Below are 13171 nucleotides of genomic sequence, written 5' to 3'. Positions count from 1 at the left end.
GACGACTGAGAAGCGGTCCCGCGCTTTATGCTGTACGCTGTCGTCGAACGTACTACGACAATGCATTCTCGGCCTCCATTCGACGAGTTTGACGTGGCGATGCGTGGTGATTCCGTTTCTGGCGAGGTGAGCGATGAGCCGCGTTGATGAATCACTACCGCGGCCGTACGTCTTTGCATCGCTGGCGACGCTCGTCCTCGCGGGCGTCGCGACCCTCGTCGGACTGTTCGTTCCCGGATTCTATCGCGACGCGCCGGTGCTCTTGCCGCAGGTCTACGGCCAAGATTTGCTGACCCTGTTCGTGGCACTTCCCGTCTTCGCGGTTGCGCTGTACTTCGCCGCTCGAGGATCGTTGCGAGGCTACGTCGTCTGGCTGGGCGTCGACGGCTACCTGCTCTACACTTACGCCTCGTACGCGTTCATGACGGCGTTCAACGAGCTGTATCTGGTCTACACGACGCTGCTGTGGCTCACTCTCGTTACGTTCGTCGGCGGGATGATTCGCCTCAACGCCGAGGACGTGAAACAGGCCGCTGGCGAGATGTCCGTCCGCCCGTACGTCGGCTTCCAGGCGCTGCTCGCCGTCCTGGTTGCGTTCCTCTGGCTGGCGGAAGTCGTCCCGGCAATCCTCGAGGGCACCGTCCCGGCGAGTGTCACCGACGCAGCGCTCCCCACGTCGGTGATCTACTCGTTCGATCTTGGGATCATCGTCCCGGCGTTTCTGCTCTCGGCGTACTGGCTCCGGAAGCGCCGGGCGTGGGGCTATGCGTTCACCGCTGTCCTCCTCGTGAAAGCGGCGACGCTCGGTCTGGCCGTGTTGACGATGGCCGTGTTCCAGATTCGAGATGGACAGGTCGTTCCCGCGCCCATCCTCGCCGTGTTCGGGCTCCTGTCGCTTTCGAGTCTCGCGCTTCTGGGCCGATTCCTGTACGCGATCGACCCACAACGCACCTCGACGGCAGCCACGGCCCACGACGCGACGTCGGTTGCGGATCGACCGCCGGGAGACGACGTGTGAGATGCGCGATTGGCTTCGTGAGCAGCGGCGAATCTGTAGGTACTGCTAACAGTGAGGTGGGCGTATACGAACGCGATGAACGTCCACGAAGTCGTCGATGTCGGGACCGTCGCGCTTAGCAGCCTCCTCCTTCGTGACGCGAAGTTCTTCGCACGGAGCCGATCCTTCGAGTCCCCGCCGATCGTCGATGTTGCGTCGGCTGCAACGGCGAGCGTCGACCACGTCGCTCGTGCCGGCCAACGTGACGTGACCGTGAAGACCCCGATCGGCGACTTCGAGACCGCGTACGTCCCCTGGCGGTGGCGCGGTCCCGAGTACCCGACGCTCCTGTATCACCACGGGAGCGGCGAACGCCCCTTCGACTTCGGACGGTTCAGTTCGAACTCCTTCCGGCGGCTGTTCGTCGGCCACGAGCGAGAGCTTCCCGCCAACATCATCGCCGTCCGAGCGCCGTTCCACGACCGCTCGAGAAAGGCCTACGCCCGCGCGATGGGCGACCTCGAGAACTTCGTCGGAATGCTCGCCGCCTCGGTCGGGTTGCTCGAAGCGCTCGCACGGCGGGTGCGCGAGCGAACCGGCGGTCCCGTCGTGGCGTCGGGGATTAGCCTCGGCGGCTGGGCGGTCAACCTCCACCGCGCCTGCTTCGACTCCATCGACCAGTACGTGCCGATCTTCGCCGGTGCAGCCCTCGGCGAGCTGTTCGTCTCCTCGGTCTACCGGCGGCTGGTTGCCGAACCGGCCCACCGACACGCGGAGCGACTACGGGACGTGCTCGACTTCGAGGCAGCGTTCAGGGCCGTCGATACGGCCGACTGCGAGCCGCTGCTCGCACGGTACGACCGGATCATCGAGTTCGACCGCCAACGGCCCGGTTACGAGGGACTACCGCTATCGGTCCTCGAGAAGGGCCACGTGACCGGCTCACTCGCGGCTGGGGCACTCCGCGAGCACGTGGTGCGTTCGCTCACCGATCTCGAACCGGCAGTGGACCGATGACGCCGTTCAACGCGCTCTCGAGCGCGCGAGTACTGACGATCGCCGATGCTGGACACACCTGTTCTCTCGATCGGCCGGCGGCGCACACCGCGGCCGTCCGGGAGTTTGCCGACGTCGTGTGGCCGGCTGAAGTCGGGCGTAGAGAGGACGCGGAACCGGCGGCTACGATGGCCACAATAGCCGTGACGACGGCCCGACAGCGATCAGTACGGCGCCAGCGGACGCTCCTCGTCTCGCCGGAGTGTCGCCGGTCCCCACCAGAGCAGGACGATGACGACGAGCGCAGTCGTGGCCACCGTCTGGTAGAAATCCGCCTGTGGCGAGAGGTCGAGGAGCTGGCCGGTAGCGTTACCAACGAAATGAAAGGCGATCGCGGCGAGAAGGCTGCGAGCCGTGTTGTTGAACAGCCACGTGTAGAGGATCGTGCCGACGAGGATGTTGAACGCGAACAGCGCTGGGTCCGGCGAGAAGTCCCAGCTGCTGAAGTAGCCGACCATCAAGAACAGCGGCGCGTGCCAGGCCGCCCACGCGACGCCGAGGACGAGACTCGAGGTCAGCGCACTCCATCGCAACTGGAGTCGATCGAGCCAGTAGCCCCGCCAGCCGATCTCCTCGTGGAAGGGACCGAGCAGGAAGATAACCAGCAGCGTTCCGACGAGCACGACCGGTTCGGCCAGCAGGTCGAGCAATGGTGCCGCGCTTGCCGGCTGACTCGCTCCATCGACGACGGTCGCGGCGACGGAACCGACCAGCGCGAGCGCTGGCCAGAGCGCAAGTGTCACGACGGCCCAGCGACCCGGAATCAGCCGCACGTCGACGAGTCGCCGTTTTAGGTCCGCGAGCCCGGTCTGGCCGCCAATCCACCACGCCATGACCACGCCGCCGATCGTAACGCCGAGGCCGCCGCCGATCAGAAAGACGATCCCCGGAAACTCGAAGACGTGCCAGTCGGCGATGATCGGGACGCTCCACCAGAGCCACGTCCAGCCGTGAGAGAACAGCAGGAACCCCCAAACGTCGAACCCTCGAGTGCGTTCCAGCGGGGCTCGTGCGGTCATCGATTACGCTCCGCCACGTTCGATCACACCCTGTTCGAAACACGTCCGGGTCAGCATGTCATCCGAACGTTCGTTGGCTTCACATATCGAGATGTCGCTCAGTGGAGGTATATCCGACAGTGTGGTTCGTGTCTGTCAATGCCTCTCGAGTGAAATCCCGTGTAGTCGTCGTTCCGGACAGTTATACGCGGGGTGGAATCGTCGACGAGTACATCGATCCTCGCCGCTTATCGAACGGCGTGATTCAAATCGCCGGTCGTGAACGGATCGGTGCGCATCCTGTTCGTCAGCGCCCTCGCGCTCGTGGTCCTCACTCGTCGGCTATAGTAGCCACTGAAAGTCAATGCACACCGCATCGCACGACGGGAGCGCGGTTCGACGCGACCGTCGGATCGAGAACCGCGAACTGGCGAGCGGGGAACGACGTGACCCGTTCGCTGTGCGATGCGTGTGTACATCGTTTCAGTTGTTACTATAGGCTACGACCTCGAGGGCGAACAGCGGATCTGTGGCGAGGAGGATCCACTTGCCAACTGATTCTGTCGTCTCGAGTTCTCGGTCGGTTCGCATCCCGGTCGAAAAGAGCCGAAAATGACCGACAGGCTACCGAGAGCCGAAATGCCGATAGAACGTCCCGTTCGCCGTAGATTTTGCTTATTGTCTCATGCCTCCTACGAGTCCTATCCCATGAGCACGATAGAAATGCCAAAGAAACGTGCGGAAACTGGCAGGTCGTCGGCCGCTGAACCGGCGTTCGGTGACGGCGAAACCGAAGACACGACAGCATGAACGAGACGCCACGGTTGCGGATCTGGAAATCCACGGTCTCCGTCGCGAGCCCGTTGCTGTTCTTCGGCGTGACGTTCGCGATCACGTGGTCGTTCTGGCTGGGTGCAATTGCACTCGGTCTGCGTTTCGACAGCGCCGCAGGGTTCGTGCTACTGGTAGCAGGTCTGTTTGGCCCCGGAATCGCCGGTATCGGCTTTACATACCTCGTCTACGACGAACGGGGTCGACGAGATTTTTGGACTCGTATTCGAGACGTCCGCCGAATCGGTCTTCCGTGGGTGCTCGTGATTGTGCTGCTCGCTCCGGCCCTGAACGGTACCGCAGCAGCGATAGATATCCTGCTTGGTGGCACCGGCGCGACGTGGGGTGACGCGGTACTGGGCTTTGCCTCGAGTTCTCTCTCGCTCCTCCCGGCCGTGTTCTTTGCGACGCTTCCCCCACTGCTCGAGGAACTGGGCTGGCGGGGTTACGCACTTGATCGCCTCCAACTGACCTGGTCGGCCCTGAGCGCCAGCCTGATCCTTGGAATCGTCTGGTCGACTTGGCACCTTCCGCTGTTCTTCGTCGAGGGGTCCTATCAGCACGGTCTCGGGGTGGGAACGCTCGAGTTCTGGCTGTTCACGATTGGGATCATCCCGCTCTCGGTGGCGTTCACGTGGCTCTACAACAACACGTCGCGGAGCATCCTCGCCGTGATCCTGTTCCACGGGATGATCAACTTCGCCAGCGAACTCATCGCTGTCACTCAGCGGGCGGACGCGTTCACGATCCTCCTCTGGATCGCGCTCGCAGTCGTACTTACCGTGATCTGGGGACCGACGTCCTTTCGCGGTGCGACCGCAATTCCACGTCCTCCGCCTCGTGCTAGTCGGTAACCGAGCCATAGACGTGGGTATTTCCTACGCAGAACCGATAATCAAATGGCACAGTGGTTGCGTGACGGTCTCAGTTTTCAACGAGAATCGCGTGACCGGCTCGCTCGCGGTCGGGGCGCTTTGCGAGTGCATCGTGGGCACACATCCCGACCCAGCGGTACCGGGCTGTGACTACAGCGGACTGACTCGAGTCGCAGACTCGATCAGACGGTTACTTCCTCCGGCGAGGTGATCTCGAGCGACTCGATCACGGTGCCGACCGCGTCTAGGTCGGGTTCGGTGACTAGTTGTGCGCCGAAGAAGATCAGGTACGGTGGGTCCGACGGGAACGCCGCGTCCTCGCTTCCGTTCGCAGACTCGCCCGGTGCGCCGACCATCGCCAGATACAGCGTGTCGCCACCACCGCACTGATACCAGGTCTGGGCCCGAAAGACGAACTCGCCGGACTGGAACGATTGCTGGCCGCCGTCGGCACACTCGCTACTGAAATCGACGAGCGCCTCGGGGACGTATTCCTGATCGTCGTCCAGTTCCGTCATCACGATCAGTTCGATGCCGGGTACGTCCCACGTGGTGGTGTAGCCTTCCAGATCCGGCGCGGCTCGCAGTGCGGGACCGATGTCGATCGTCGTGCCGTCGACGTCGCTCCAGTCGGCTGGGACCGTACATTCGATCGTTTCGGTGTCGTCGGCGATCGTCTCCTCTTGCTCGTAGTCCGAGTCGTCAGGAAGCTCGGTTTCGTTCCCGTCGTCGGGCGTCTCGACCGGTGTGTCCGACGCCGAGTCGTTCTGTGCGCTCGCCGCGTGGGCCATCGAAAGTGTTCCCAGTCCCGCCAGCGCAGTGGCCCCGGTAACGAGGACGGATCGTCGATCGAGCATCGACCGGACCGCGTTGCTGTCGTCTCTCATGCCTGCGGCTGTACACCGCTGGTGCGTAAGAAGGGCTATTCGAGGTCGCCGCGAACGTCCGGCTGCGCGTACTGTCGCCGATCGAGAGAGGACGGCTGTGATCGTCGCCACTGACAGTGTGTCGACAACGTTGCGATCACCGTCGCCGTCGGCCTCGAGTAGCGTCCGTTCGTTTTCGCTCGGCCAGCGACGATCGAATCGCAACCGGGCCGAACGCACAGTCCATCGATGTTTGCCGGCGATCAAATCGGCTGCTCGAGTCACCGAGACGGGAGAATCGTTCACCCGAGTCGTCTGCGAAACGGATTAGAGTTGCTCGAAGACCTGTTCGAACCGCTCGCTTGCGTCGTCGCCCACCGACTCGAGCGCAGGGTTGTCGGCGACGGCGAGCAACTGGCCGGGATCGACAGCGCTGACGACTACGTCGCCGGCATCGTCCTCGTAGACGACGACGTTACACGGCAGGAGCGTTCCGAGTTCGAGTTCGTCCTCGAGGCCTCGGTGGGCCAGTTCGGGGTTGCACGCGCCCAGAATTCTGTACTGGCGGAACGACTCGTCGAGTTTCTTCTCGAACGTCGCCTGGACGTCGATATCACAGAGGACGCCGAATCCCGCGTCTTCTAGTGCATCGATCGTTGTCTCGACGACCTCGTCGAACGATCCGTCAACGTGCTTGTTTGTTGTATAGGACACATCGCACAAGACTGAATGGACCCCCATTACTGTTGTGGTCGCAGTGGCAGCCCCGAGACGTCGACGCCGTCCGTCGCGTATCGTCGAGACCAACACCTTAGTCGATCCGTCGACAACCGCTAGTCGATGGTTACTCGACGCACGGTTCGAGCGCTCGTCGGCGTATTGGGGCTGCTTTCGGTCGCTGGAATCGCGTACGCGCTCCGCTGGCGCACGAATCCGTCTCCGTGCCCGTATGCGCGTCGACGCTGGATCGGTCTTCCGCGGCCGGTCATCACGAGAGCACGGTTGCGAGACCTGCTCGAGCCGCAAGCCGGCGAGCGAATCCTCGAGGTCGGATCGGGAACGGGCTACTATACGCTCCCCATCGCACAGCAGCTCGAGCCGGGGGGAGCGATCCACGCGGTCGATATCCAGCGTGAGATGCTCGAGCAGCTACGAACGCAGGCGACTGCTCGCGGCCGTGAGAACGTCGTCCCAGTTCACGCCGACGGACAGACACTGCCGTATCCCGACGATACCTTCGACGCCGCGTATCTGGTCCTCGCCCTCGGTGAAATTCCCAATCAACAGCAGGCGCTCGCCGAACTCCACCGCGTGGTGAAACCCGGTGGCCGTCTCGTCGTCGGGGAACTGCTCCCGGACCCACACTTCGTCACCCGAACGACGCTTCGCAGGCGAGCCAGTCAGGAAGGCTTCGAGTTCGACACGTTCGCGGGCACTCGAGTCGGCTACTTCGGTCGCTTTCACGTTCCTGCATCGCCCGCGTAATCGGCTGCGTTGCACACTCCTCGAAACACTGGGTCGTGTTTGCTCGCCACACAGTCTGCTCGAAGAGACAATCCATCGAATGAAACGGGAGTTTCTCGGGGAATACGGGCCGTTCGATGATCACCCCGTGTGTCTCTGCTAGCTCAGCGTGAATTGGGCCGATCCTGTATTGTGCAATACACACAAAACCTTTAAACACTCTCGGCTCGTAGGAGGGAGTGATGGCAACTGATGCACACAGCGGCTCACCCGGACAGTCTCCCGACGAACCCGTTCACATCGAGAGCAAAAGCCACCTCGATGAGGTCGTCGCGGACCACGACGTCGTCCTCGTAGACTTCTTTGCGACGTGGTGTGGGCCATGTCAGATGCTCGAGCCCGTCATGGAAGGGCTGGCGAGCGAGACCGACGCTGTCGTCGCGAAAGTCGACGTCGACGAACTCCAGCAGCTCGCAGGTGCATACGGCGTCCGCGGCGTCCCAACGCTCGTGCTCTTCGCGGACGGCGAGCAGGTCGAACAGCACACCGGCGTCCTGCCGGCGGACCGACTGCGCAACATGATCGAGGGATACACTGAATGAACGAGGACACACCTGACGCGACCGTCCACGACGTCGTCATCGTCGGCTCGGGCGTTGCCGGCCTCTCGGCAGCGGTGTACGCCGCGCGCGCCGACCTCGAGCCGATCGTGCTCGAGGGTCCAGAGCCCGGCGGCCAGCTAACGCTGACGACCGAGGTCGAGAACTTCCTCGGCTTCCCCGAGGGGATCGGCGGCATGGAGCTGATCCAGAACGGGAAAGACCAGGCCGAACGGTTCGGTGCCGAGTTCGTCCACGGGACCGTCGAGGACGCGGCGCTCGAGGAGCGGCCGTTCGCTCTCGAGCTATCGAACGGCGAGACGCTGCGAACGCAGGCGCTGATCGTCGCAACCGGCGCGAGCGCTCGCTGGGTCGGGGCCGAGAATGAAGACGAACTGATGGGCTACGGCCTCTCGACGTGTGCGACCTGCGACGGCGCGTTCCACCGCGGCGACGACGTGCTCGTGATCGGCGGCGGCGACAGCGCGATGGAGGAAGCGCTCTTCCTCGCGAAGTTCGCCGACAGCGTCACGATCGTCCACCGTCGCGACGAACTGCGCGCCTCCGACATCATGGAGCGTCGCGCCCGCGAGCACGACCAGATCGAGTTCCGATGGAACACGGAACTGCTCGAGATCCACGGCTCCCGAGACGAGGGTGTCACTGGCGGGACACTCGTCAGTCACCCCGACGGTCGCCCGAAGGAGAAACTGGAATCGGGCGAGGACGTCGAGTACGAGGACGTCGACGTCGGCGGGATCTTCTACGGCGTCGGCCACATCCCGAACACGACGTTCTTAGCGGACACCGCCGTCGACCTCGACGACGAGGGCCACCTGCTGACCCTCGAGGGAATGACGACCGAGACCGCGGTCGAGGGCGTCTTCGGCGCGGGTGACGTGATGGACCCCGACTACCGGCAGGCGATCACGGCCGCCGGCACCGGAAGTATGGCCGCACTCGACGCGGAATCGTGGCTCGAGGAACAGGCACTCGAATCCGAAACCGAAGCCGCTGTTGCCGTCGAAGCGGACGACTAACTCGCTCGAGTCGCTTACCACGTTTCACTAGTTCTATATACTCTATGTTCTGATAGATTCTGAGTGCCTGTCTACCGAAGCCGTCCATTTTTGTGAACGGTCTTCGTTTCAAAACGCACCAAAATCGATCGCTTCTGGACTCTACTCGAGTGATCCTCCACGTCTCGAAGTGTGTCTTCTCGAGAACTCTTTCCTGATAGCTACCGATACTATTGTGAAATATGTCAAAAAATGCACTGGCAGCCACGATGTGCGTTCACGTGGCTTCTTTTCGGCCGCTGAACTTGTCCGGCTCGAGTCGGAAATCGTGGAACGTGATCTCCGACCGTGGCCGGTCGAACACCTCGACGGCGGGGATTTCGACCGCCCACATGCCCTGGACGGCAGCCGACTCGTGTGGGAGTTCGGTCAGTTCCTCGAGCGTGCCGGTGGCGACGACGCTGCGCCAGCCCTCGTCCGTTTCGTCGTAGGTGACGAACGACACTGGGTTATCGATGAACGACTCTTTCGAACTGCTCGGTGGGAACGAGAGCCGAAAGTAGAACGTTTCGGCGTCGTCGTAGTAGCCGTACGAAACCGGGAGCGATGCCGGCGGCTCGTCTCCGCCCCGCGTAAACGAGAGCACGCCGATGCCGCCGGTTCCCAGGAACTCGTCTCGCTCCTGTGCTGACAGCTGCACCCAGCGAAGGCCTGTCATACGCTATGCGTACAGGTCGAAGTGAGAAAAGGTTCAGTTACAGCGATCCGGAGTGTCTTCGAAAGCTGGCAAACGGCGCTCGGACTGTGCTGGTCGCCATCTCGTGTGCGTGCGAACGCCGCGCATCTTTATGCTACCGTGTGACGAACTACAATAGAGCATGGTCGAACGAACCTCACTCGACGGAGCAGTCTCGATCGTTACTGGCGCGGGTGGCGATATTGGCACTGGGATCGCAATGGAACTGGCGTCCGCCGGCAGCGACATCGTCGTTGCCGATGTGGACGTCCTCGAGACGGAGTACAATCAGCAGTCCTCACAGGAAGTCAGCGGTGCGACGCACGCAAAGGAGGTCGTAGAGCGGATCGAAGATCAGGGACAGCGGGCTCACGTCATCGAGTGCGACGTGACCAAACCGGAGCAAGTCGATGCGATGGTCGAGGAGACCGTTTCGGAGTTCGGCAAACTCGACCTGCTCGTGAACAACGCGGGCGTCATCACCGTCACGCCCGTCGAGGAGATGGCGGAGGCCGAGTGGGATTCGATCATGGACGTGAACGTGAAAGGGGCCTTTCTCGTCTCCAGAGCCGCTATTCCACACCTTCGAGAGGCCGAGGGGAGCATCATCAACACGGCCTCGATCGCCGGCTCCATCGGCGCTGCCGGACTCGGCCACTACTGCGCGTCGAAACACGCCGTGCTCGGCCTGACGAAGTCGCTCTCGCTCGAGCTCGCCCCGGACGTGACGGTCAACGCCATCTGTCCGGGCATCGTCCAGACGCCGATGTGGGAAGACGTGTTGACACCCGAACTCGACGAACCCTACGAGGAAACCATCGAGCGAGTCATTCCGATGAAACGCGATCAGACGCCCGAAGATATGGGCCGGACCGCAGTCTTCCTCGCGGAGAACCGAAACGTTACTGGTCAGGCGGTCACCGTCGACGGCGGCATCCTCCAGAACGTAATCTGATCGCCGCATTGGCGGCGGATCCGGTCAAATCCGAGGAATACTATTTTACCATCGCACCGTATCGTTCCGGTATGACGAAACACGTACTGGTTCCGCTGAATGGCTCCGAATCGTCGTGGGACGCGGTCTCGTACGCGTTCGAACAGTACAATGGGGAACGGATCACCGTGTTACACGTCGTCGATCCGATCGAGGGCTCCTACACGGGATCCGACGACTACGACAGCGCCGCGTTCGATCGTGCGGTCGAACGCGGCGAGGAACTCTGCGAGGAAGCAAAAGCGATGCTCGAGGAAGCGGGACTCGACTCGTCGACGATCTTCGAGACGGTCGTCGAAACCGGGCGACCGTCCCACACGATCCTGGAGGTCGCCGACGAGCGCGACGCCGACCACATTGTCATGGGTAGTCACGGCCGGTCCGGCCTCTCGCGGATCCTACTCGGTAGCGTCGCCGAAACGGTGGCCCGCCGTGCGTCGGTTCCGGTGACGATCGTTCGCTAACGGCCACACCGGGTTCGCTCTTTCTCGAGCGTGGCTCCGGCTTTATACGCGCCGACGTAGAACGTCGGGGCAGTGGCCACCGTGCCACGGATCTGCCATGCCACAGCACGTTCTCGTTGCACTCGACGGCTCGGAGCAGGGGTTCGCCGCACTCGAGTACAGTCTCGCCTCGTTTCCCGACGCCACGCGCACCGCACTGTTCGTCGTCGATCCGACGACCGATCACGACGCGACCGTCGGCGCGGCCGATTCGCCGCTCGACCACGCCGAAGACCGCGGCGAGCGCGTACTCGATCGGGCGGCCGAGCGTGCCGACGAGTGCGGTCGCTCCCTCCGCACACAGCTTCGAATCGGCACGCCACAGACCGAGATTCTCGCGACGACGACCGACGCCGGCGTCGACCACGTCGTGTTAGGAACGCACGGCGAATCACCGATCACACGGCCGTTTCTGGGCCACGTCAGCGAGGCCGTCGTCCGACGTGCACCGATCACGACGACCGTCGTCCCCGAAACGGTGAGTGCCGTTCGCGACCGCGAACTCCCCGAATCGATTCTGGTCCCGATCGACGGCTCGGAGCAGGCTGAGGCCGCCCTCGAGTACGCCCTCGAGACGTTCCCCGATGCGACACACACGGCCCTGTACGTCCAGGAACTGCCGTTCGACCGTCCACGGGAGGACGTCGAGGGAACGTACCTCGAGGACATCCTGCACGAGCACGAAACTCGCGCCGAAGAGATCCTCGAGTCAGCGACAGCGGTGGCCGAGGATCACGGCACGACGCTCGAAACGGAGACCGTCGCCGGGAAACCGGCCGCAGAAATCCTCGACTACGCCGAAGCGACCGACGCCGATCAACTCGTCGTGGGGGCCCACGGACGGTCGCTCGCGGCGCGGCTGTTTACGGGATCGGGCGCGGAACGAATCGCTCGTCGATCCCCACGGACGGTCACGATCGTCCGCGGGGCACCGACGGCGGAGTGAGGTGGCGGCGCGTCTGGGCTGCGATCACGACTCGAGTCGACACCGAACGATCTCGACCGGAAACCACCAGACCGTCTCCGTTCGCGTCTCGTCGATCCGGAACCCGGCCTCGCGGAGTGTTTCACGAACGTAGATCGGTCGACAGTCGACGATCGTTGGCAATCGCTCGTGGACTCGCTCGTACAGCCACGTGGCTGGCCCGTCCCCGCGACGGGACAGCGAGACGACGCAGAGCCGACCACCGGGAGCGAGCACGCGTCGCCACTCCGCTAGCACGCCGGGTATCTCGGGTGTATCGAAGAGTTCGAGAACGAAACTGGCGAACAGGGCGTCGAACGCATCGGCGGTGAACGGCAGCGCCGCGCCGTCGCCGACCACGACGACGCCACGATCGAGCCCGGCATCGTCGAGCGCAGCCCTCGAGACACGAGCCATTCCGTCCGCGAGGTCGACTCCGACTGCCGTCCCGTTCGGGCCGACGGCTCCAGCAAGCTCGACGACGGCGATGCCGGTGCCACAGCCAACGTCGAGGACGCACTCACCCGGTTCGGCGGCGAGGAGCTCGAGGCCGGTCGTTCGAGCCGGTGCTTCGAACGGATCGGCGACCGTGTCGTACTGGGCGCTGATCCGGTCGTACCACTCGCGGGCGGCCCCGTTCGATCGGGGCACGCGGCTGATCGGTCCCGGCGGCCGCTCATCCGTCGCGTCGCTGCGGCTGCATCTCGAGGCCGCCGCAGACGCCATCGCTGGCTGCTCGGCGTTGCTCACTCTGCTGCTGTTTCGACCAGTTCGAACAATGGGTCGAACTCCTCGGGCAGCTGTGCGTCGATCTTTTCGAGGTTCCCTGCGGGGACGACCTCGCCGACGACCGCCAGCAGCTGCTGGGCGTGGTAGTTCGCGTCGGCCCGATCGACACCCTCACGGTCGGCGACGCGATCGAGGAACTCCTGATAGTCGAACCGTTGGCCGTGGTCGGCCTCGGTCAGATAGCGATCGATCTCCATCGGCAGCGGGCTGGCGAGATCGGTCGCCTCGCCTTCCTGGAGACGCTCACCGAGCGTCGTCAGGACGGCTCTGGTCGCCCGCACGGCCCGGCCGAACTCCGCATACTCGAGTCGGTGCTGGACCTGTCCGACGAACTCCTTGTAGTTCATGAGATCGATCGGGCGTACACCGACGGCACGCATAAAGGCCTGCCGTCGACCTGCAAGTCGTGACTCGAGGCCGAACACTGATCGCGCGGCGATCCCGTTGCTCGCACACACCCTGCATACTCTTTTGAGACTC

15 protein-coding genes are annotated in these 13171 nt (G+C 63.4%); 9 read left to right on the top strand and 6 right to left on the bottom strand.

Annotation, left to right across the window (positions count from 1 at the left end; genetic code table 11):
* Window positions 1-133 precede the first annotated feature (133 nt).
* Both GCU68_RS11595 and GCU68_RS11590 read left to right on the top strand, forming a co-directional pair.
* Complete coding sequence (locus GCU68_RS11595) at window positions 134-1018, top strand: hypothetical protein (RefSeq protein WP_152941790.1); 885 nt, start codon at window positions 134-136, stop codon at window positions 1016-1018.
* 75 nt (window positions 1019-1093) lie between these two features.
* Window positions 1094-2014: a hypothetical protein gene (locus GCU68_RS11590; RefSeq protein WP_152941789.1), complete on the top strand. Its 921-nt coding sequence runs from the start codon at window positions 1094-1096 to the stop codon at window positions 2012-2014.
* 203 nt (window positions 2015-2217) lie between these two features.
* On the opposite strand, the gene GCU68_RS11585 is transcribed toward GCU68_RS11590, so the two are convergent.
* The gene (locus GCU68_RS11585; RefSeq protein ID WP_152941788.1) at window positions 2218-3072 is read right to left on the bottom strand and encodes a CPBP family intramembrane glutamic endopeptidase; all 855 of its coding nucleotides are present in this window, start codon (window positions 3070-3072) and stop codon (window positions 2218-2220) included.
* 785 nt (window positions 3073-3857) lie between these two features.
* Between GCU68_RS11585 and GCU68_RS11580 the strand changes: the two genes are divergently transcribed.
* The gene (locus tag GCU68_RS11580; RefSeq protein WP_152941787.1) at window positions 3858-4736 is read left to right on the top strand and encodes a CPBP family intramembrane glutamic endopeptidase; all 879 of its coding nucleotides are present in this window, start codon (window positions 3858-3860) and stop codon (window positions 4734-4736) included.
* A 203-nt stretch (window positions 4737-4939) separates the two neighbouring features.
* On the opposite strand, the gene GCU68_RS11575 is transcribed toward GCU68_RS11580, so the two are convergent.
* Together GCU68_RS11575 and GCU68_RS11570 are read right to left on the bottom strand one after the other, a co-directional pair.
* On the bottom strand, window positions 4940-5644 hold the full coding sequence (locus GCU68_RS11575) for a hypothetical protein (protein WP_152941786.1): 705 nt from the start codon (window positions 5642-5644) through the stop codon (window positions 4940-4942).
* 306 nt (window positions 5645-5950) lie between these two features.
* The gene (locus GCU68_RS11570) at window positions 5951-6337 is read right to left on the bottom strand and encodes a DUF302 domain-containing protein (protein ID WP_152941785.1); all 387 of its coding nucleotides are present in this window, start codon (window positions 6335-6337) and stop codon (window positions 5951-5953) included.
* A 126-nt stretch (window positions 6338-6463) separates the two neighbouring features.
* On the opposite strand from GCU68_RS11570, the gene GCU68_RS11565 reads away from it, so the two are divergent.
* The 3 genes from GCU68_RS11565 (at window position 6464) to GCU68_RS11555 (ending at window position 8726) form a co-directional block, all read left to right on the top strand.
* Entirely contained in the window at window positions 6464-7108 is a 645-nt protein-coding gene (locus GCU68_RS11565) for a class I SAM-dependent methyltransferase (protein ID WP_152941783.1), read from the top strand.
* A gap of 221 nt (window positions 7109-7329) precedes the next feature.
* On the top strand, window positions 7330-7689 hold the full coding sequence (gene trxA / locus GCU68_RS11560; protein ID WP_152941781.1) for a thioredoxin: 360 nt from the start codon (window positions 7330-7332) through the stop codon (window positions 7687-7689).
* Complete coding sequence (locus GCU68_RS11555) at window positions 7686-8726, top strand: NAD(P)/FAD-dependent oxidoreductase (protein ID WP_152941779.1); 1041 nt, start codon at window positions 7686-7688, stop codon at window positions 8724-8726. The genes trxA and GCU68_RS11555 overlap by 4 nt, the downstream gene beginning before the upstream one ends.
* A 256-nt stretch (window positions 8727-8982) precedes the next feature.
* On the opposite strand, the gene GCU68_RS11550 is transcribed toward GCU68_RS11555, so the two are convergent.
* Window positions 8983-9423, bottom strand: coding sequence for a pyridoxamine 5'-phosphate oxidase family protein (locus GCU68_RS11550; protein ID WP_152941778.1), 441 nt, complete (start codon window positions 9421-9423; stop codon window positions 8983-8985).
* A 160-nt stretch (window positions 9424-9583) separates the two neighbouring features.
* On the opposite strand from GCU68_RS11550, the gene GCU68_RS11545 reads away from it, so the two are divergent.
* The 3 genes from GCU68_RS11545 (at window position 9584) to GCU68_RS11535 (ending at window position 11884) form a co-directional block, all read left to right on the top strand.
* Complete coding sequence (locus GCU68_RS11545; protein ID WP_152941776.1) at window positions 9584-10396, top strand: SDR family NAD(P)-dependent oxidoreductase; 813 nt, start codon at window positions 9584-9586, stop codon at window positions 10394-10396.
* A gap of 71 nt (window positions 10397-10467) precedes the next feature.
* Window positions 10468-10899 carry a universal stress protein gene (locus GCU68_RS11540; protein ID WP_152941774.1) on the top strand — a complete coding sequence of 144 codons (432 nt, stop codon included), beginning with the start codon at window positions 10468-10470 and terminating at the stop codon, window positions 10897-10899.
* A 97-nt stretch (window positions 10900-10996) separates the two neighbouring features.
* Window positions 10997-11884 carry a universal stress protein gene (locus GCU68_RS11535; RefSeq protein ID WP_152941772.1) on the top strand — a complete coding sequence of 296 codons (888 nt, stop codon included), beginning with the start codon at window positions 10997-10999 and terminating at the stop codon, window positions 11882-11884.
* A 24-nt stretch (window positions 11885-11908) separates the two neighbouring features.
* On the opposite strand, the gene GCU68_RS11530 is transcribed toward GCU68_RS11535, so the two are convergent.
* Together GCU68_RS11530 and GCU68_RS11525 are read right to left on the bottom strand one after the other, a co-directional pair.
* Window positions 11909-12652: a class I SAM-dependent methyltransferase gene (locus GCU68_RS11530; protein ID WP_227014835.1), complete on the bottom strand. Its 744-nt coding sequence runs from the start codon at window positions 12650-12652 to the stop codon at window positions 11909-11911.
* Window positions 12649-13038 carry a DUF2267 domain-containing protein gene (locus tag GCU68_RS11525; RefSeq protein WP_152943704.1) on the bottom strand — a complete coding sequence of 130 codons (390 nt, stop codon included), beginning with the start codon at window positions 13036-13038 and terminating at the stop codon, window positions 12649-12651. Before GCU68_RS11525 ends, GCU68_RS11530 begins: the two co-directional genes overlap by 4 nt.
* Window positions 13039-13171: the final 133 nt, after the last annotated feature.

The sequence above is a fragment of the Natronorubrum aibiense genome (genome assembly GCF_009392895.1).
Classification (GTDB): domain Archaea; phylum Halobacteriota; class Halobacteria; order Halobacteriales; family Natrialbaceae; genus Natronorubrum; species Natronorubrum aibiense.
This window is presented reverse-complemented; position numbering and strand designations above follow the sequence as displayed.